At 34.4% G+C, this 19,259-nt stretch carries 21 protein-coding genes; all 21 read right to left on the bottom strand.

The genetic code is table 11. The annotated features are described in order from the left end of the window. Positions 1–243 precede the first annotated feature (243 nt). The gene (locus BJS11_RS11715; RefSeq protein ID WP_069996378.1) at positions 244–909 is read right to left on the bottom strand and encodes a 50S ribosomal protein L25/general stress protein Ctc; all 666 of its coding nucleotides are present in this window, start codon (positions 907–909) and stop codon (positions 244–246) included. Between the two features lie 131 nt (positions 910–1,040). Then, positions 1,041–2,006 carry a ribose-phosphate diphosphokinase gene (locus tag BJS11_RS11710; protein ID WP_069996377.1) on the bottom strand — a complete coding sequence of 322 codons (966 nt, stop codon included), beginning with the start codon at positions 2,004–2,006 and terminating at the stop codon, positions 1,041–1,043. Positions 2,007–2,159: 153 nt separating this feature from the next. Next, positions 2,160–3,515 carry a bifunctional UDP-N-acetylglucosamine diphosphorylase/glucosamine-1-phosphate N-acetyltransferase GlmU gene (gene glmU / locus BJS11_RS11705; RefSeq protein WP_069996376.1) on the bottom strand — a complete coding sequence of 452 codons (1,356 nt, stop codon included), beginning with the start codon at positions 3,513–3,515 and terminating at the stop codon, positions 2,160–2,162. A 461-nt stretch (positions 3,516–3,976) separates the two neighbouring features. Then, on the bottom strand, positions 3,977–4,291 hold the full coding sequence (gene spoVG, locus BJS11_RS11700) for a septation regulator SpoVG (RefSeq protein WP_069996375.1): 315 nt from the start codon (positions 4,289–4,291) through the stop codon (positions 3,977–3,979). Between the two features lie 64 nt (positions 4,292–4,355). Further along, positions 4,356–4,730, bottom strand: coding sequence for a RidA family protein (locus BJS11_RS11695; protein WP_069996374.1), 375 nt, complete (start codon positions 4,728–4,730; stop codon positions 4,356–4,358). 18 nt (positions 4,731–4,748) lie between these two features. Next, positions 4,749–5,573, bottom strand: a complete 825-nt coding sequence (purR, locus tag BJS11_RS11690) for a pur operon repressor (RefSeq protein ID WP_069996373.1) — start codon at positions 5,571–5,573, stop codon at positions 4,749–4,751. A gap of 19 nt (positions 5,574–5,592) precedes the next feature. Continuing rightward, the gene (gene ispE, locus BJS11_RS11685) at positions 5,593–6,441 is read right to left on the bottom strand and encodes a 4-(cytidine 5'-diphospho)-2-C-methyl-D-erythritol kinase (protein WP_069996372.1); all 849 of its coding nucleotides are present in this window, start codon (positions 6,439–6,441) and stop codon (positions 5,593–5,595) included. A gap of 336 nt (positions 6,442–6,777) precedes the next feature. Next, positions 6,778–7,041, bottom strand: a complete 264-nt coding sequence (gene veg, locus BJS11_RS11680) for a biofilm formation stimulator Veg (protein ID WP_069996371.1) — start codon at positions 7,039–7,041, stop codon at positions 6,778–6,780. 98 nt (positions 7,042–7,139) lie between these two features. Further along, a complete protein-coding gene (gene rsmA / locus BJS11_RS11675) occupies positions 7,140–8,030 on the bottom strand; it encodes a 16S rRNA (adenine(1518)-N(6)/adenine(1519)-N(6))-dimethyltransferase RsmA (RefSeq protein ID WP_069996370.1) in 891 nt (296 codons plus the stop codon). After that, entirely contained in the window at positions 8,031–8,582 is a 552-nt protein-coding gene (gene rnmV, locus BJS11_RS11670; protein ID WP_069996369.1) for a ribonuclease M5, read from the bottom strand. Between the two features lie 132 nt (positions 8,583–8,714). Next, entirely contained in the window at positions 8,715–9,488 is a 774-nt protein-coding gene (locus BJS11_RS11665) for a TatD family hydrolase (RefSeq protein ID WP_069996368.1), read from the bottom strand. A gap of 26 nt (positions 9,489–9,514) precedes the next feature. After that, the gene (gene metG, locus BJS11_RS11660) at positions 9,515–11,500 is read right to left on the bottom strand and encodes a methionine--tRNA ligase (protein WP_069996367.1); all 1,986 of its coding nucleotides are present in this window, start codon (positions 11,498–11,500) and stop codon (positions 9,515–9,517) included. Positions 11,501–11,811: 311 nt separating this feature from the next. Continuing rightward, positions 11,812–12,645: a 16S rRNA (cytidine(1402)-2'-O)-methyltransferase gene (gene rsmI / locus BJS11_RS11655; RefSeq protein WP_069996366.1), complete on the bottom strand. Its 834-nt coding sequence runs from the start codon at positions 12,643–12,645 to the stop codon at positions 11,812–11,814. 4 nt (positions 12,646–12,649) lie between these two features. Next, the gene (locus BJS11_RS11650; RefSeq protein WP_069996365.1) at positions 12,650–12,898 is read right to left on the bottom strand and encodes a GIY-YIG nuclease family protein; all 249 of its coding nucleotides are present in this window, start codon (positions 12,896–12,898) and stop codon (positions 12,650–12,652) included. Further along, the gene (locus BJS11_RS11645; RefSeq protein WP_069996364.1) at positions 12,891–13,616 is read right to left on the bottom strand and encodes a tRNA1(Val) (adenine(37)-N6)-methyltransferase; all 726 of its coding nucleotides are present in this window, start codon (positions 13,614–13,616) and stop codon (positions 12,891–12,893) included. Before BJS11_RS11645 ends, BJS11_RS11650 begins: the two co-directional genes overlap by 8 nt. A gap of 106 nt (positions 13,617–13,722) precedes the next feature. After that, a complete protein-coding gene (gene yabA, locus BJS11_RS11640; RefSeq protein WP_069996363.1) occupies positions 13,723–14,064 on the bottom strand; it encodes a DNA replication initiation control protein YabA in 342 nt (113 codons plus the stop codon). A gap of 15 nt (positions 14,065–14,079) precedes the next feature. Further along, positions 14,080–14,883, bottom strand: coding sequence for a PSP1 domain-containing protein (locus tag BJS11_RS11635; RefSeq protein WP_069996362.1), 804 nt, complete (start codon positions 14,881–14,883; stop codon positions 14,080–14,082). 2 nt (positions 14,884–14,885) lie between these two features. After that, positions 14,886–15,812 (bottom strand): DNA polymerase III delta subunit-related protein, encoded by a 927-nt coding sequence (locus BJS11_RS11630; RefSeq protein ID WP_069996361.1) that lies wholly within the window; start codon positions 15,810–15,812, stop codon positions 14,886–14,888. Positions 15,813–15,945: 133 nt separating this feature from the next. Further along, on the bottom strand, positions 15,946–16,275 hold the full coding sequence (gene darA, locus BJS11_RS11625; RefSeq protein WP_069996360.1) for a cyclic di-AMP receptor DarA: 330 nt from the start codon (positions 16,273–16,275) through the stop codon (positions 15,946–15,948). 26 nt (positions 16,276–16,301) lie between these two features. Continuing rightward, positions 16,302–16,919: a dTMP kinase gene (gene tmk / locus BJS11_RS11620; protein WP_069996359.1), complete on the bottom strand. Its 618-nt coding sequence runs from the start codon at positions 16,917–16,919 to the stop codon at positions 16,302–16,304. A 1-nt stretch (position 16,920) separates the two neighbouring features. Beyond that, complete coding sequence (locus tag BJS11_RS11615; protein WP_069996358.1) at positions 16,921–18,264, bottom strand: Orn/Lys/Arg family decarboxylase; 1,344 nt, start codon at positions 18,262–18,264, stop codon at positions 16,921–16,923. Positions 18,265–19,259 lie beyond the last annotated feature (995 nt).

Below are 19,259 nucleotides of genomic sequence, written 5' to 3'. Positions count from 1 at the left end.
AATCTAGTATGATGTCTAGTCATTTAAAATAATCTTTGTCTAAGTTAGTGTATACTTAAACCGTTTTGCAAACTATAATTTGCGAAAACCAGTTGCCTATCCGACATATCGTTTGTCATACATTTTTTGTATCATTCATTATAATAACATAAAAAAGCACCAGCTTAACGTATTAAGCATGGTGCTTTTATGAGATATGAAAGTATTGAACCAACGATTAAAGTTAATCATTGTGAAAGAAGATTATTCTTCTTCTTTTTGTTCTTCATCACTTTCTTCGTCTTTTTCTTCGCCTACAACTTCTGGTTCTTCAGTTTCTGAAGCGCCTTCCATTGCTTCGATTTCTTCTTCAGTAGGTTCTTCAGTTGGAGGAACTACAGTAACGATTGAATCAGTACCTTCGTTTTCAATTGTGAAGTCACCTGAAACTTTGATGTCTTCAACTGAAAGACTATCGTTGATGTCTAATTCACTGATATCAACTTCGATTGATTCAGGAATATTGTCAGGAGTAGCTGTAACTTCAAGGTTGAATAATGGTTGTTCAACTACGCCGCCTTCTTTAGCGCCAACAGCTTCACCGATTAATTGAACTGGTACTTCAACAGTACGTTCTTCAGTCATGTTGATTGCTAAGAAATCAATGTGTGTGATTTGGTTTTTAAGTGGATCGAATTGGTAGTCTGAAACCATTACTTTAATTGATTTAGAACCTACGCCTAATTCGATAACACCGTTACGTCCAACTTCACGGATAACTTTGATAAATTCTACTTCATCTACTTTAACTGAAGTATTTTTAGTTCCATAACCATAAACGATTGCTGGTACTTTACCAGTGTTTCTTAATGTTTTAAGGTCTGAACGTGTTTGCTTGCCTTGACGAATAATTGACTTTAATGAAGCCATATTCAGTTTCCACCTTTCATAATTGCTCTTCTCTAAGAGCTCCTCATTTGCCCATCAACAATATGTTGCTTGCAAATGTTTATTTTTCGTGAGATTTCACGAACGAAATAATTATACATTTATTTTAAAAATTAGTCAAATAGCACACTAACTGATTCACGTTCGTATACACGGATAATTGCTTGCGCTAACAAACCAGCTACAGAGAGTTCTTTCGTATTTGCTGGTTTACGCGTTTCATCTAATTGGATGGAATTTGTTACTACAAGTTCTTTAATTGCTGAGTTTTCTATGCGCTCTTTCGCAGGACCTGATAATACTGGATGCGTACAACAAGCATAAACATCTTTCGCACCTTTATCTTTTAGAGCTTGTGCTGCCAATGTGATTGTGCCAGCTGTATCTATGATATCGTCAATGATAATTGCTGTACGGCCTTCTATTTCTCCAACAATGTTCATAACTTCTGCTACATTTGGTTTAGGACGACGTTTATCTATAATTGCAATTGGCGTTTTAAGTATATCTGCAAGTTTACGTGCTCTTGTTACACCACCATGATCTGGTGAAACGACAACACATTCTTCAGGGTCGATGTCTGTTTCATTTTGGAAATAATCAGCTAAAATTGGCACACCCATTAAGTGGTCAATTGGCATATCGAAGAAACCTTGAATTTGCGGTGCATGTAAATCTAAAGCAATCATACGGTCTGCGCCAGCAGTTTCAATTAAGTTAGCTACAAGTTTCGCAGTGATTGGTTCACGGCTACGTGCTTTTCTATCTTGACGTGCATAACCATAATAAGGAACCACAATATTAATATTCGCAGCTGATGCACGTCTACACGCATCAATCATGATTAATAATTCCATTAAATGTAAATTAACTGGGTTAGATGTAGGTTGAATAATAAACACATCACAACCACGGATACTTTCTTCGATATTAATTTGTATTTCACCATCACTAAAACGTTTCACTGAACATTTTCCTAATTCAATTCCAACGTGATCTGCAACTTCTTGAGCTAACGGTTCATTACCCTTTAAAGAAAATATTTTCAAAGCAGAATTCTTATACTCATTGTTTAACATTTATAGTCCTCCAATTAATTCTTTCAATTCGTTTTGGTTTGTAAACAAGGCAAAACTTATACCGTGCGCCATCCTAAAAGATGTTGATAATTTCTTTTATTCAGTTACATTAATTCTAACAGTTTAAGCATGCTTGTCTAAACATTTGTGCATTTATTTCTTCAAATAACCTTCTTTAGTTATTTGTCTAGCTCTTCCTAATGCTAAACTGTCTTCTGGTACATTATCTGTAATCGTCGAACCTGCAGCAATAAACGAGCGCTCTCCTAATGTCACTGGTGCAACCAAATTCGAATTACAACCAATGAATGAATCGCTACCAATTACTGTCTTAAATTTGTTGATACCATCATAATTCACTGTTATAGAACCACAACCAACGTTTGTTCTTTCACCAATTTCGGCATCGCCAATATAACTTAAATGTGGTAATTTAGCGCCTTCTTTAACAACTGATTTTTTAACTTCAACAAAGTTACCGACTTTTACTTTTTTACCTAAATCTGCACCTGGACGAAGTTGTGCAAATGGACCAATTATTGCATAATCACCTACAATGGCTTCATTTATAACAGATTGTTTGATTGTGACATTTGTTCCAATTTTACTATTCGTTATTTCCGAATATTGCCCAATTCTCGCATCTTCACCGATGATTGTATGACCGGCAAGTTTAACTCCTGGTTCAATCACAGTATCAGCACCTATCTGGACTTCTGTACCAATATAAGTTGTTGCTGGATCAATGATTGAGACACCATTCCTCATATGTTGTTCATTCACGCGTTTTCTAAGTGCTTTTTCAGCTTCACTCAACATAACTCTGTCATTCACGCCCATTATTTCTTCAAAATCATGTGTATGATAAATTTCCACGACACCGTCGTCATCTAAGATTAAAGAGAGTACATCAGGCAAATAGTATTCACTTTGCACATTATTATTTTTCACTAAATCAAGTTTTTCGAATAACACTCGATTATCAAATGCGAAAATACCTGAGCTAATTTCACTAATTTGTTGTTCTGTTTCTGTAGCATCTTTTTGTTCGACAATTTTGACAAGATGTTCTTCGGCGTCACGTACAATTCGACCATAACCAAATGGATTCGTTGCCGTCGCTGATAAGACTGTTGCTTGAGCACCACTCTTTTCATGATGATCAATCAAAGCCTTCAATGTTGCTGATGTAATCAATGGTGTATCGCCACAAACTACTAATGTCGTGCCTTCGCTATCTCTCAAATGTTCACTAGCCATTTTAACTGCATGTGCCGTTCCTAATTGTTCCTCTTGATAGCTGTAAAGTGATGCATTGCCTAGTGTGTCTTTAACGCTTTGTGCGCCATGTCCAACAATTGTTACAAGCTGATCTACACCAGATGCTTTAACATTATCAGCTACATGTTCTATCATTGATTTACCCGCTACGTCATGTAGTACTTTGTACTGCTTTGACTTCATACGTGTACCTTTGCCTGCTGCAAGTACTATTGCATGTCTTTGCATGTATGTTAACCCTCCATTAAAATCTACACTTCATACTTATTATAATTTAACGCTAGTAACACTTTCAAGACTCAAAACACCAATGTTATATAATAGAAACATTTTTATTTCTATAATTATATAAATATAATCAACTATTTGTCATCTTTGACAGAAATTGCAATCGCTTTATTCATATGTTAAATGCTCGTCTTTTAATACTTATTTTTTATAAAACGATGCTTCACATGGTTCCGTATCCATTGTATTCTTCAAATCGCTATAGGTATCTACTTATCACGACCAAGCAATGATATATAAAACCCCCAAAATAGATTATCCAATGATTATTTGTCACCTTTGAGTAGGATACGCAAGCTTCATCATTTTTCTTTTTACAGCAAAAAAGATTGAATTTCTAATGTACTAGAAATTCAATCTTTTATAATTATTGTTTCGTGCTATAAAACACGTTTATTTAATTAGGCTTCTTCAGAATCACTAGAATCATCAGATGATTGTGCATTTCTATCTGGAATAACTTCATCTGTTTCTTCATATACTTTCATTACTGCATCTTGGATTTCTTGTCTCATTTCTGAATTGATTGGATGTGCGATATCTCGGAATTCACCATCTGGTGTACGTTTACTCGGCATTGCGACGAATAGACCTGTGTTGCCTTCAATCACTCGTAAATCATGTACAACGAACGATTCATCCAAAGTAATTGAAACGAGCGCTTTCATTCTTCCATCTGTTTGTATTTTTCTAAGTCTTACATCTGTCACTTTCATGTAGTGAGCCCCCCTAGTATCTCTTTGTTAGAAGCTTAACAATTTCATTAAAAATTATAAATCCTTACTTAACTTCCGCAACAACTTCAATCTCAACTTTAACGTCCTTAGGCAATCTTGCTACTTCAACACAACTTCTAGCTGGCTGATGTTCATTAAAGTACGTTCCATAAACTTCATTTATATTTTGAAATTCATTCATATCAGCAATGAAAATAGTAGCTTTTATTACTGAATCCAGGTTTGATCCAGCTTCGTCCAATACGACTTTTAAATTTTCTAAAACTTGTTTTGTTTGCACTTTCACATCATCACTCACAATTTCCCCATCTAAATTCAATGGGATTTGTCCTGATGTGAAGACAAGTCCATTTATTTCTGTTGCATGCGAGTATGGCCCTAATGCTTCGGGTGCCTTTTTAGTGTTAATTACTTTCATGATGTCTCATTCGCTCCTTTAAGAAAATTTAGTTAAACTGTTGCCTTGCTCCACCTTAAATTCCTGATTATATTCATCTACATCAGATAATTTAACTAAGGAAGTATAATCTTCAATTAATCTTTGTTTAACTTCTTTTGATTCTACTAGTACGGATACCCCTTTAACGTGTGCTTTAAACTCATTCATCAAATTCATCACGCCATTAATTGACCCACCTGCACGCATGAAATCATCGACAACAAGGACATTTGAGTTCTCAGGCAACGTTCTTTTAGAAAGCACCATCGTCTCTATTTTTCTAGATGAACCTGAAACATAATTGATAGAAACTGTAGATCCTTCCGTCACTTTATTATCTTTTCGTATCACAACGACTGGAAGATTCAGTACGTTAGCTACAGCATTCGCCAACGATATCCCTTTAGTAGCAATTGTCACAATGGCATCCAGTTCCTCATCCATATAGAGTGTAGCTATTAATTTACCCACTCGATTTAATAAAGTTGGATTACCCATTAAATCAGATAAGAACAAGTAACCACCTGGTAACAATCTATCTTTTTCCTGTAATTGTGCAATGACATCGTCTACCACCTCTGTTGCCTCTGCTTTACTCATTTCAGGTTTATATGTAACGCCACCACTGGCACCAGCAGTTGTAATGACCGTACCAAGTTTTTCTTTTTGGAATGTCGTTTTAATAATTTGTACATCTTCACTGATTGACGATTTTGCTTGTTTAAATTTTTGTACAAAATACGTTAATGGTACTAATTTATTTGGATTGTTCATTAAGTATTGAGTCATATAAACAATTCGTTCGCTTCTTTTATAACGCATTCAATTCATCCCTTCTTTTTTAGCCTAATAATCTAACTATATGCACTTCATTGCAACAACCATTAACCGCATTGTATACATGCCTCGCTTGACGTTCTTTTTTCGTCAATCCATAAACTGTAGGTCCGCTTCCACTCATTACAGCACCATCCGCACCATTCTCTAACATATTCGCCTTTATTTTTAATATCTCGGCGTGCAAATTTCCCGAAACTGGCTCCAATCGGTTTGAAAGACTTTGACATAATTGTTCGTAATCCCCTAACTTTATAGCCTTTTCACAATCATACGTATTGACTTTAAAGGATTGAGATAAATCTAAGCGTTTAAAAATGTCTGGCGACGAAATACCTAAATCGGGTTTAGCAACAACTACCCATGCAGACGGCGGCTTATTTAAAAATTCGATAATTTCACCTTTACCTTTACATAGTGCCGTCTTGCCATAGATACAAAAAGGAATGTCTGTCCCAATTTGTATGCCAAGTTCACACAATTCATCAAGAGGACGATTTAACTTATATAAGCGATTCAATCCTCTCATCGTCGCAGCAGCATCAGTTGAACCCCCTGCTAATCCAGCAGATACAGGTATATTTTTATCAATTGTTATTGTCACACCCTGCTTTAAATGATAATTCTGTTTCATCAATTCCGCAGCTTTATATGCTAAATTTTTATTATCTGTGGGAACGTAGCTTTGTTCCACGTCAACCACTATTTTATTATCTTTACGCAACTCAAATGTTAAACGATCATTTAAATCAATTGTTGTCATTATCATTTCTACTTCATGAAAACCATCATCTCGTTTAAAGAGCGTATCCAACGTTAAATTAATCTTTGCTGGCGCAGTCTCATAAATCACATTCCCACCCTCTTTCACTTCGATATGGTAATAAAATGATTTTAACATATTGTAATCATTGCGTTGATGATTTTTTAAAAGTTAATGAGTTATCTTAATATATTTATTATACAAAAGATGAAATAATTTCTAAACCTAGGTTATGAGATGAATTAATTCATTATTCTACAATATCAAATGCACAGAATAAAATTATGTTTTCTTTATACTTATTCACATAAAAAAGGTATGTTAGCACCCTTATGCCAACATACCTTTTATTTCAGTTCATTTGAGTATTACGTTTAAAATAATAAGTATGACTTTTATAGCCAAACTTAAATTTAAAGCTCTCTGTTAGTGTGCAATTGCTTCTTGATGGCTATCATCTTCAAAAGAAACTTGTACGTTTTCAGTCAAAACGTCAGTGTATGTATAAGATACACGCTCAAAATTATAAATATCTTGATCTAGCTCAACAATAAAAACTGAAGGATACGTCTCTTTCAACACACCACTACGTTCAATTGTTTTCTTACGTCCACCATTCGCTTTAAGTACAATTCTGTTCCCTAATTGACAATCAAGTGAATTTTTGATGTCTCCAATAGATTTTGGCATATTGCTCCACCTCGCTACGAATTACATAATAACACATTCCGAGGTTTTTGTCAAATAAAATATCAATTTTAGCAATGTACATGAGACTTGTCAATGATTTAAAATGCCAATTCTGTGAAATTTTTCAATTCATTATATAAAAGTCCAAACTCTTTTATAGAAAGCGTTTCACCACGTCTTTTCGGGTCAATACCTGCTGCTTCCAACCATTTTACAATATCTGCTTTATTCGCTTTACCATTCACAAATAGACTTTGATAATTATTATTTATTGTTTTTCGTCTTTGGCTAAAGGCTGCTTTCGTCATTTTGAAAAATCTTTGCTCATCATCTATATCAATCAATGGTTCTGAACGTTTCATTAATTTAACAACAATAGAATCTACATTCGGAGGTGGTAAAAACACTGATTTAGGAACAGTGAGTACTTTACTTGTTTCCGTATAGTATTGTGCAACGATGGATAATGAACCATAAGCTTTCGTTCCAACTTGAGCATTGAGTCTTTCTCCAACCTCTTTTTGCATCATGACAACATAACCGTCTATCGGTAAATCTTGTTGCATTAAATTCAATAATATTGGAGTTGTAATATAGTACGGTAAATTAGCCACAACCATAATTTTTTCACAATCTGAAAGCTCTGTTTTTACATAACTTGCAATATCTGCTTTAAGAATATCCTCATTAATCACTGATACATTATTGTATGGCCCCATTGTATCTTTTAATACAGGTATTAGACGCTGATCAATTTCAAATGCCACTACTTTTTTTGCATTTTTAGCTAGTTGTTCTGTCAACGAACCCATACCTGGTCCAACTTCTATGACGCCTGTATTTTCATCAATATTACTTGCTTCTATAATATTATGTATAATATTTACATCTATTAAGAAGTTTTGGCCTAGACTTTTTTTAAAATTAAAACCATATTGATGTAACAATGCCTTCGTACGTGTTGGCGTAGCAATATCTTTATAATCCATTTATAATTCACTTCCCTCATTATCACTTAATGCATTTCTAACATCTTCTTCCGTATAACCAAATGCATTTAATTTATTTAATAATTGTTTTCCATTTGAATGGCCGATATGTAGCTTTCGACCTAACAACGCTCTTTTATGTCGCGCATCTTTACCGATAATCAAACCTAAATCTATCAATACATCTTTACTTATTGATTCATGTCCTTCTTCAAATGGCGTACTCACATTCATTAATGCTTCTTTTATATCTTCAAGTTTCGCATGTTCAACGCCAATTTTACCACGTTTATTTTTAGCTTTTTCTTTATCAATATAGGCGTGTTTCACACCTGGGACATATTTTTGAATCGTATTTCGAATTTTATCACCCGGGAAATCTGGATCGGTTAATACAATCACGCCTCTTGTTTCATATGCTTGGGCAATAACGTTCAAAGTAGCTTGGTTAATCGCACTACCATTGGTTTCAATCGTATCACATTCTACTGCCCTTTTTACACGCTCGGTATCATCTCTACCTTCTACGACAATAAATTCATTTATCTTCATTTATTGTTACACCTTTCATTTCTTTAAGTCAATTTATGACAAAATAAAAAGGTATCGGCTGTTTGTGATTGCCACTTAGTATATCTTATTTCAACTAAGCCTTATCTCAGACCGATACCTTTTGTAATATTTTTATGCTTTTAACTTGAACAAGCGTTCCGCATTTTCAGTTGTTTGTTTACATACTTCTTCGTAACTCACATCACGTAGTTGAGCAATTTCTTCAGCCACTAATGTAACACGTGCTGGCTCATTTCTTTTGCCTCTAAACGGGTGTGGTGACAAGAAAGGCGCATCTGTTTCTACTAACAATCTATCAAACGGAACATGCTTCGCTACTTCTTTTGGTTGTTTCGCGTTTTTAAACGTAACTGGACCACCTAATGATACATAAAAATTCAGTTTATTAATAACATCATCTGCAATTTCTGGAGATGCACTAAAACTATGCATGATACCGCCTATTTCTTCCGCATGCTCTTCTTTCAAAATATCAATACAATCTTGAGTAGCTTCTCTATTATGAATAATGATTGGTAGATTCACACGTTTTGCTAGCGCAATTTGTTTTCTAAATAATGTTTGTTGCACATCTTTAGGAGATTTATCCCAATGATAATCTAAACCAGTTTCTCCAATTCCAATTACTTTAGGATGCGCAGCTAGTTGCTCAATCCACTCTAATCGCTCTTCTGTACAATCAATCGCATCTACAGGGTGCCAACCGATAATGCCGTAGATAAATTCATATTGCTCTATTAGCTCCATTGTACGCTCAACAGTCGGCGTGTCAAAGCCTACAACAAACATACGATCGACGCCATTGTCTCGTGCACGTTCAATGACTTCTTCTAAATCTTCATCGTATTGATCTGCATTTAAATGAACATGTGTATCAATAAGCATAATTAAATCGCTCCCTTAGTTTGTGATTATTTAATTACTGCACCATTTGGAATTGCGTTTGGTAAACTAACTAATGTTAAGACGCCATCTTTTTCGGCAGATAAAATCATACCTTCTGATTTTCTACCCATTAATTTTGCAGGTTTTAAATTCGTTACAACCGCTACTTTTTTACCAAGTATGTCTTCTGGTTGATAGAATTTGGCAATACCTGAAATAATTTGTCGTTGTTCAATATCTAAATCTACTTGTATTTTCAATAGCTTATCTGATTTTTTAACGCGCTCTGCATCAATAATCGTAGCTGCTTTAATTTCTACTTTTTCAAAATCTTTAAAATCGATTTGTGCTTTACTAGAAATTGTTTCTTGCTCTGCTTCTACTGGTGCTTCTTTTTGATCTGTTTGCATAGATTCCTTAATATAGCTAATCTCAGCTTCGCTATCTAATCTTGGGAAGATTGGTTGTGGTTTGTCACTCACCATGATAGGCGCTGTTAATGCACCATATTGCTTGATACTTTCAAACTCATAAAGTTCTGGCGCATTAATATTGAGTTGCGTAAAAATTTGTTTTGGTGCATGTGTAAGGAAAGGTCTTAATAAGACTGCTATGATACGAATGTTTTCGACTAAGTGTGCCATAACATTGCCTAGCATTTCTTTTTGATCCTCATCTTTTGCTAGTACCCAAGGAGATGTTTCATCTATATATTTATTCGTACGACTGATGAATTTCCATACAGTTGATAATGCTACTGAAAATTGTAAATCATCCATATTTTCATGGAATGTATTCACGGTATCTAGTGCCAGTTGCTCCATGTCTTTATCTAATTCGTGTAGAGGACCTTGGTAGGCTGGAAGTTCACCATCAAAATATTTATTTATCATAGAAATTGTACGATTAACTAAGTTACCTAAATCATTTGCTAAATCATAGTTCGTACGTTCTACGAAACCTTCAGGAGTAAATACACCATCTGAACCAAAAGGTAATTCACGCATTAAGTAATAACGTGTAGCATCTAAGCCATAACGATCAATAAGCACATTAGGATCTACTACATTGCCTTTAGATTTACTCATCTTACCATCTTTCATAAGTATCCAGCCATGTGCAAACACTTTTTTAGGTAATGGAACATCTAAAGCCATCAATAGTATCGGCCAAATGATCGAATGGAAACGAACAATTTCTTTCGCCATAATATGAATATCGGCTGGCCAATATTTTTTAAACAAGCTATCATCATCTGATAAATAACCTAACGAGGAAATATAGTTCACAAGTGCATCTATCCATACATAGACTACATGTTTAGGGTTTGATTCTACATGTATACCCCAATCAAACGATGTACGCGATACTGCCAAGTCTTCCAGTCCTGGTTTAATAAAATTATTTATCATTTCATTTTTACGTGATGGTGGTTGAATAAATTCTGGATTTTCATCGTAAAATTCTAATAAACGGTCAGTATATTTCGATAAATTAAAGAAATAGCTTTCTTCTTTAACTAATTCTACTTCATGTCCTGAATCTGGACTCTTACCACCAACAATCTTTCCATTTTCCATAATTGGATCTACTAATTGCGTCTCTGTATAGTATGTTTCATCAGGTACAGAGTACCAACCTTCATATTCACCAAGATATATGTCACCTTGTGCTAATAAACGTTCGAAAATTTGTTGCACAACTTCTTTATGACGCGCTTCTGTAGTACGGATGAAGTCATCATTAGAAATCTCTAATTTTTTCCATAATGCTTTAATACTCGCAATCATTTCATCTAAATATTCAATTTCTGTTTTGCCAGCTTTTTGTGCTTTTTCTTGAATTTTTTGTCCGTGCTCATCTGTTCCTGTTAAATAACGAACATCATAGCCCTGCATTCTCTTATAACGTGCGATTACATCACCAGCAGTTGTTGTATAAGCATGACCGATATGCAAATTCCCACTTGGATAATAAATTGGTGTAGTGATATAAAATGTTTCTTTCGCCATCAATGTTCCTCCTCGTTTCTTACATCATAAATATATCTAAATTTAATATTGTTTTCAATGAAGCCGATAATTTATTTGTATCGTTTCGTCGTTCAAAATTTGTGAATAATACGTGGTCCATATCTAACTTCTTAGCTGTTTTTATTAGCCTTTTTTGAAAAGTGATTAATAATCCCTATCTTTTCTACATTACCATAAATCGCGTTTATTATGGGAGTTTTCATATCATTTTCCTTGTCTATATATGAATTTATATCAAAAATCCGAATACTATTTTATAAAAATGCAGCTTTATTTTGATGCTTCTCTATTTACACATTATGGTAAATATCATAAACCTCATTTGTTTTCATATGACGCAATTCTGCCACCCGTTTTATGGCAGCTTTTGGCTTCATGTTTTCATTAATATGATATGTAACATGTTCCTGTATTGTCATATCTTCGAACCACGCAGTGTCCTCCGCTTTTTCAGCACCTTGAATCAAAATCACAAATTCCCCTTTCGTAGGGATACTTGCATCATCAAATTGCGACAATATCACATCAACATAATTAGTCACTATTTGTTCGAATTTTTTGGTGAGTTCTCTACCGACAGATACTTTACGTTTATCATCAATTTTTTGAATGGTTTTTAATGTATCTTTCACACGATGCGGTGATTCATAAATAATCAAAGTACTGTTTTCATACATTCGCTGTTCTAAACATGCCTGTTTTTGCTTTTCTTTTCTAGGTAAAAATCCTAAAAATGTATATGTGAATGAAGGTAACCCACTTGCCATGAGCGCAGTCAATCCTGCATTAGGCCCAGGGATCGTCTCAACTTGTATTTGCTGTTCCCTTGCTGCTACGACTAATTCATATCCAGGATCACTAATTAATGGTAATCCCGCGTCTGACACTAATGCAATACTGACCCCTTGTTGTAATTGTTCAATTAGGTATTCGGTTTGCTGTGTTTTATTATGATCATGATAAGATTTAAGTGGCGCTTGTATCTCATAGTGCGCGCATAATTTCTTAGTCACACGTGTGTCTTCACATGCAATCATGTCCACAGTTCTCAAAATATCAACAGCACGATATGTAATGTCAGCTAAGTTACCGATTGGGGTTCCCACTAAATATAATATTGACACCTGTCTAACCCTCCTTAATAAGTTCTAATTTCTTTTGTCTAGAAAACGTTTTGATTTCATATTCTCTCTTTAATGCCTCTGATTTTGTATCAAACACTTCTTGATAAACTAACTGTACGGGCCGTCTTATTTTTGTATATTTGGCTCCATGTCCACTATTGTGTTTACTAATTCTCTTGTTCACATCTTTAGCATAACCTGTATATAAGCTACCGTCTTTACACTTAACGATATAAATATAATGTTTATCCATAATATACTTCTCTCATTTCTTCTGTGTAAGCACCATCTTGGTTATAGATATAAAATGGTGGTTGTATATCTAACCCTTGATTGCCGCCTTTTCTTCCTTCAACGACAATCGTTTGCGCCACTTTATTTTGTTTGCTATATACAAAATAAAGCTTTTTAGGTTCTATTTGATATGTTCTCATACTACTTAAGACATCCATGAGACGTTCCGCTCTATGTACAACCATAAAACGCCCACCTTGTTTCAGCAAATGTCTAGCTGCCATACAACAATCCTCTAACGTGCACATTATCTCATGACGTGCTATTTTATGTGCGTTTTTTTGATGTTGATGTAGTTGATTCACCTTAAAATAAGGTGGGTTGCAAGTCACAACACTATATTGAGAGGGCTTAAATTGTTTATGCGCTTCTTTTAAATCCATATGATACATGCATATTCTATCATCTAATTGATTATATGTGATACTTCGTTTCGCCATATCCACTAATTGTTCTTGTATTTCGATTGCATCTATAGTGTTATTACCTTTGTGAGACAATAATAAGGGAATCACTCCATTTCCAGAGCACAAATCCATAATTACATCTTGCTTTTTTATCTTTGTCAAATGTCCGAGCAACAAGGCATCCGTTGAAAATGAAAAAACCTCATCATTTTGAATGATTCTTAAGTTTTCTTTTATTAAGTAATCTAACCTTTCATGTTCTAATAACATTTTTTACACCCCCAAAAAAGAGGATAAGTGAACGATGCTTAATAACCAAGCCTATCGTTACGTCTCATCCTCAATTATGATTTATTTCAATGATTCATTTAATCGATTATTCACTTAGTACTTCAAGGCAAAACAAACAGTCATCGCCCTTTCTATGCTTACCAAACAACTCACCATTACAAATATGAAAACCTTCTTTATATAGCATCGCTAAGTTATCTTTACTACGCAATGGCTGTTTTTTCGGCGCCTTTTTACCAATTTCAATTGATTTTGTTTTCTCTTCTTTATCAATCAACGTTTTTAAATTTTCATTTTCAATTTGCAACGCAACATTTTCTTCTATTAACTCCACAGTAAGGTTTTTCAAATTTGTCATATCACTATTGATTTGATTGATATTGGTTTCTAATTTCGCTAGTTTTTCAAATATATCACTACGATTCAAAGTTGTATTGGCCTCCTAATTTAATGTCTCTAGCTCTTCCATTTTATACTCTAGTGGTTGTTCAAATCCTTCCACTTTAACTTGCATTGAAATATCCAATATATTTAAGCCAATCACTTTACCATTACCTTCAGGTGTAGTTACTGTGTCACCTACGTCAGGCAATTGCTCTCGCGCTTGTTCATAATAATCATTTTCATATTTTAGACAGCACATTAGACGACCACATGCACCTGAAATTTTAGTAGGATTAAGCGATAAATTTTGATCTTTCGCCATTTTAATAGATACAGGTTCAAAATCTCCTAAAAATGTTGAACAACATAAAGAACGACCACACGGACCAATACCGCCTAATAATTTAGCTTCATCTCTCACACCAATTTGTCTGAGTTCAATGCGAGTTTTTAATTTTTGTGCTAACACTTTTACTAACTTCCTAAAATCAACGCGTTCATCTGAAGTGAAGTTAAAGATTACTTTTGATTTATCAAGCGTAAATTCACAATTCACTAATCTCATTTCTAAATTTTGTTGTTCAATCGTTTCTTTACATAAAGTTAAAGCTGCTTCTGCATCTCGTTCATTGTTATCATACTGAGTCAAATCCTCCTCAGTAGCAAGCCTTACAATTTCTTTTAACGGTAATGTTACATCTTCGTCTGCAACATCTAGCGGCGCGTATTTAACACATCCCATTTCTAAACCACGTTTAGATTCTACGACAACCCAATTCCCTACATCTAAATCGAAATTTTTGGGCGAATAGTATTCCATTTTCCCGGATTTTTGAAAATCAATTCCAACAACATTTTGCATCTTTATTTCACCCCTTTTATTACAATTTGCTCAAACACTAACGTCGGATTAACATTTTGATTCAATTTTTTATGCGCTTCAGTAATTTGATCATACATCAGAATAATTTGATTATACGTCAATTTGTTCGCATATGTTTTAATATCTTCTTGTAAATCGTAATAGATAATATCTTCAGTCATTCCAACTTTAGTATGCATAATATCCTCAAAAAAACCATTAACTGCAGCTAGTGTCACAAGTTGTAAACGTCTATTTTTAGCATGTTTTAATAAATCAACAATTGCTATTAGCGCCATTGAACGATTTGTAAGTAATAACTGACACCATTTAATGATTTGTTTACGTAACATCGCTAAATCGGTCTCTTCATTGAGTGCAACAGCTGTTTCAATTTGCGTAGTATAAGTACATAATAATTCAGCAACTGGGCGTGAAATCTCTCGTTCTATTAGTCTATCTACAAACTTAGACTTATCTATCGGTTTAAAGTAAACGTGTTGGCATCTAGAATGTATCGTATCCAATATTTGTTCAGGTTTCGTCGTTAATAGAATAGCCACTGTATTTTCTGGTGGCTCCTCTAAGAACTTTAATATACTATTTTCACCCTGAACGGTTAGTTTTTCAAATGACTCAATGATGTAAACTTTATAGTGACCTTCAATCGGTAGCTGATTCATATGATGCACAAGCTGTTCTACTTGTTCTTTCTTAATTGTTGTTTCTTCTGATGATATATACATAAAATCCGGATGATTAAATGTTTCAATTTTCAACTGACACTGCTTATCGTCATCACACAATATAAGTTTCGTAAAATCAATTGCGACTTGTTGCATCGTTTGTCCGTCATCGCCTTCAAATAAATAAGCATGTGATAATTTATTTGATTGGTACGCTCTTGTCAGTCTTTCTAATTCATCCATCATAAAGTTACTCCTTTATATAAAAAGGCTGCTTATACATAGTTACCTTACAAAGCACATTTTCAAGAAATTAAATGACGCATCCTTTAGTAAAATGTAATTTGAAAGGTTACCATATACAGCAACCATAGTTCTAAAATTGGTGGAAAGCATCAACAGGCATTACAAACACTGTCGCTCCGCCTACTTCTACTTCAACAGGATATGGAATGTAAGAATCAGCACTTCCACCCATTGGTGTTATAGGAGAAACGAGTTGCTCTCTATTACCACAAGTGTCATTAATTACTTTCAAGATTTCTTCCACACGTTCATCGTCAACACCACATAAGAACGTTGTATTACCAGCTCTTAAAAAACCACCAGTAGTTGCAAGTTTGGTAGCTCTAAAATTATGTTTAACAAGTTTATCTGAAAGCTCTTGGCTATCTTGATCTTGTACAATTGCTATTATCATTTTCATACTAAACACCTCTTCCCATCATTATATCATAATTTTTCTAAGTATTTACTGATAGATTCATACGTAGTATTTACAACTTCATCCACACTTCGATTAGCATCTATCACAATAAAACGTTCAGGTTCATTATGAATAATTTTTTTATAACCTTCAACCACTTTTTCATGAAAAGCTATATCTTCTTGATCCAAGCGATTTTGATCACGTTTATTTTTCAAAATTCTTTCACGACCTACCGAAACACTTACATCTAAATAGATAGTTATATCTGGGTATAAACCATTGATGGCAAACGCATTAATAGATTTAACTTCTTCTATGCCAATCCCCCTCGCATAACCTTGATAAGCTAACGAACTATCTATATATCGATCACATAATACTACTTTATCTTGTTTTAATGATGGAATCACTTTTCCTACAAGGTGCTCACGACGTGACGCTGCAAACAACAATGCTTCAGTACGATCATCCATATTGTCGCCTTCTAATAATACCTCTCGAATTTGTTCCCCAGTTTTCACACCACCAGGCTCTCTTGTTAAAACAATATTAAATTGTTCTTCTAATTTTTTTGCTACTTGTTGTATAACTGTAGTCTTACCTGAACCTTCAGGACCTTCAAAAGTTATAAAAGCTGACATTTTATTCATCCTCTATCTCAATTTTATGATTTTTTATTCCTTCCACTCTGATATTCAAATCACACCAATAATTCATTAATTTTATCATATTTTTGGTAATAATTTCTCCTCTAAATATCATTGGGATTCCTGGTGGATATGGAACAATATGTTTCGCAGATTTCTTACCTAATCCTTCAGTAAATTGTACAAACTTCGTATGAGTGATGTCTCCAGCTTGATATATACCTTTATTTAGATTATACATTTGCTGATGATTTAACTTCGCCTGTCTTTTTTCAATATTTATTTGTTTTGTTTTTTCTAATAATGTTGAAAATGGAAAAGTATCATTTTTATGCCATAGTGGTAATACGAGTAGTACTTGTTGATCATCTGCTAATTCTACATAAATCCCTTGATTCTCAAACAGTGACTGCAATTCAATACCGGTATACCCATTACACTGCACATTTAATTTCACAGGATCATCCACCTGCACAACGCGCATACCTTTAGCTTCTATAATTTTAATAAACTGATTTCTTTTTTCAAAAAAGATTTCACTTTCATACGTACGATAAAATTGATGCGCCAATTCTAAACTAGTCATTAATAAGTACGATGGACTCGAAGATTGAAAGTAAGTCAAATACTGTATTACTTTTTCACGTAATGCCGCTGTCTTATGTATAAAAATAACAGAACTCATAGTCAGCGAAGGTAAAGTCTTATGATACGATTGCACTACATAATCAGCGCCAAAATTCATAGCACTATCAGGGAAACCAGATAAACCAAAATGTGCACCATGCGCTTCATCAATAAGTGTAGGAATATTATGTGTTTTTAATTGATTCAAAGTAGATTTCAAGTCAAAGCACTCCCCATAATAATTAGGACATGTGAAGACTGCCAATTTAACATTATCTAATTGGTTCTCTAACGTTGCTTTTTTAGGCCCTATATATTGTTTGGTTTTGTCACTCATTTCCATTTCTAAAATACGACTTCGACCGTTAGCAATATCCAACGCATGAAAAACAGATTTATGCACATTCCTCGTTATTGCATAGTCACCGCGCATTTTTGAAAATGCATGTATAACCGACAATATTCCAGAGGTTGTACCATTTATTAGATAAAAGGCATCATAATCTGGGTGTTTTTCAATTGTAGCCATACTTTCAGCGATAATTTCTTCAGGATGATGTAAATCATCGAGTCCTGTTATTTCTGTCATATCCATTTCAAATTTGAGTTGCTCTAAATAACCAATCGTCATATTTTTATGCCCTGGTACATGCAATGAGATGGGTTTACTTGCTAACAATTCATTAAGTTTTTCAGTTAATGGCAGTGTCATAATAACCTCACTTTATAATCTCTACTTCTAATATATTATTCAATACATTTTAACATATATTTATGTATATACTCTTATTTCAAGATATTTTCCAACTTACCGAACGGAATGTTAAGCTCTTTTTTTGAAAAAAAGAGACCCTTTGGGGATCTCGAGTTACCTGTAAAACGTCGTTCTCAATTTAATGAGCTTTTACTGCAAAGTACTACTCACAATTTTATTGTGTATAGTAATACATATCGGAGTGGGACAGAAATCCATTTCTCTAATAAAGATTTCGTAGTCCCACCCCGGCAAGGATGACTAGGGTTGAAATGTTTACCTGAGCTGAAGCTCATGCATAAGTCTCACTAACTTAATAAATTAAAGCAGTGAGACTTTATATTTTCAATTCAGTCATCTACTGCCTAATTTGATAAGAACCTGAGACATCTATTTATGTCCCAGGCTCATCCCTTTTTAATTCGCTCGCATCTTTTCTCTCTTTCGGGTTTTCCTTGCTCACTTACCACTTGTAAGCTCGCTTCGTCTATCCCTCAGTTCGGCAGTTTCAAACGCTTTCTCATAACAGGATTATTTTTCAGTTCTTCGAACTAGAAGTTAAGCTTTTTGACATAAAAAAAGAGACCTCTCGGTCTCGGCTCATCGCATCCTATTAATGCTGCCTGGCAACGTCCTACTCTTGCGGAACGTAAGTCTGCTACCTTCGGCGCTAAGGAGCTTTTCCTGCCATGAGACAAGCGCTCGCATCTTTTCTCTCTTTCGGGTTTTCCTTGCTCACTTACCACTTGTAAGCTCGCTTCGTCTATCCCTCAGTTCGGCAGCTTCAAACGCTTTCTCATAACAGGATTATTTTTCAGTTCTTCGAACTAGAAGTTAAGCTTTTTTGACATAAAAAAAGAGACCTCTCGGTCTCGGCTCATCGCATCCTATTAATGCTGCCTGGCAACGTCCTACTCTTGCGGAACGTAAGTCTGCTACCTTCGGCGCTAAGG

Source organism: Staphylococcus caeli (assembly GCF_900097965.1).
Lineage (GTDB): Bacteria > Bacillota > Bacilli > Staphylococcales > Staphylococcaceae > Staphylococcus > Staphylococcus caeli.
This window is presented reverse-complemented; position numbering and strand designations above follow the sequence as displayed.

What these genes read in the sequence shown, in the direction of transcription:
- BJS11_RS11715 (WP_069996378.1), bottom strand. Translation starts at nt 909, where the DNA reads ATGGCTTCATTAAAGTCAATTATTCGTCAAGGCAAGCAAACACGTTCA.
- BJS11_RS11710 (WP_069996377.1), bottom strand. Translation starts at nt 2,006, where the DNA reads ATGTTAAACAATGAGTATAAGAATTCTGCTTTGAAAATATTTTCTTTA.
- glmU (WP_069996376.1), bottom strand. Translation starts at nt 3,515, where the DNA reads ATGCAAAGACATGCAATAGTACTTGCAGCAGGCAAAGGTACACGTATG.
- spoVG (WP_069996375.1), bottom strand. Translation starts at nt 4,291, where the DNA reads ATGAAAGTGACAGATGTAAGACTTAGAAAAATACAAACAGATGGAAGA.
- BJS11_RS11695 (WP_069996374.1), bottom strand. Translation starts at nt 4,730, where the DNA reads ATGAAAGTAATTAACACTAAAAAGGCACCCGAAGCATTAGGGCCATAC.
- purR (WP_069996373.1), bottom strand. Translation starts at nt 5,573, where the DNA reads ATGCGTTATAAAAGAAGCGAACGAATTGTTTATATGACTCAATACTTA.
- veg (WP_069996371.1), bottom strand. Translation starts at nt 7,041, where the DNA reads ATGCCAAAATCTATTGGAGACATCAAAAATTCACTTGATTGTCAATTA.
- rsmA (WP_069996370.1), bottom strand. Translation starts at nt 8,030, where the DNA reads ATGGATTATAAAGATATTGCTACGCCAACACGTACGAAGGCATTGTTA.
- rnmV (WP_069996369.1), bottom strand. Translation starts at nt 8,582, where the DNA reads ATGAAGATAAATGAATTTATTGTCGTAGAAGGTAGAGATGATACCGAG.
- BJS11_RS11665 (WP_069996368.1), bottom strand. Translation starts at nt 9,488, where the DNA reads ATGCTTATTGATACACATGTTCATTTAAATGCAGATCAATACGATGAA.
- metG (WP_069996367.1), bottom strand. Translation starts at nt 11,500, where the DNA reads ATGGCGAAAGAAACATTTTATATCACTACACCAATTTATTATCCAAGT.
- BJS11_RS11650 (WP_069996365.1), bottom strand. Translation starts at nt 12,898, where the DNA reads ATGGATAAACATTATATTTATATCGTTAAGTGTAAAGACGGTAGCTTA.
- BJS11_RS11645 (WP_069996364.1), bottom strand. Translation starts at nt 13,616, where the DNA reads ATGTTATTAGAACATGAAAGGTTAGATTACTTAATAAAAGAAAACTTA.
- BJS11_RS11635 (WP_069996362.1), bottom strand. Translation starts at nt 14,883, where the DNA reads ATGCAAAATGTTGTTGGAATTGATTTTCAAAAATCCGGGAAAATGGAA.
- BJS11_RS11630 (WP_069996361.1), bottom strand. Translation starts at nt 15,812, where the DNA reads ATGGATGAATTAGAAAGACTGACAAGAGCGTACCAATCAAATAAATTA.
- darA (WP_069996360.1), bottom strand. Translation starts at nt 16,275, where the DNA reads ATGAAAATGATAATAGCAATTGTACAAGATCAAGATAGCCAAGAGCTT.
- tmk (WP_069996359.1), bottom strand. Translation starts at nt 16,919, where the DNA reads ATGTCAGCTTTTATAACTTTTGAAGGTCCTGAAGGTTCAGGTAAGACT.
- BJS11_RS11615 (WP_069996358.1), bottom strand. Translation starts at nt 18,264, where the DNA reads ATGACACTGCCATTAACTGAAAAACTTAATGAATTGTTAGCAAGTAAA.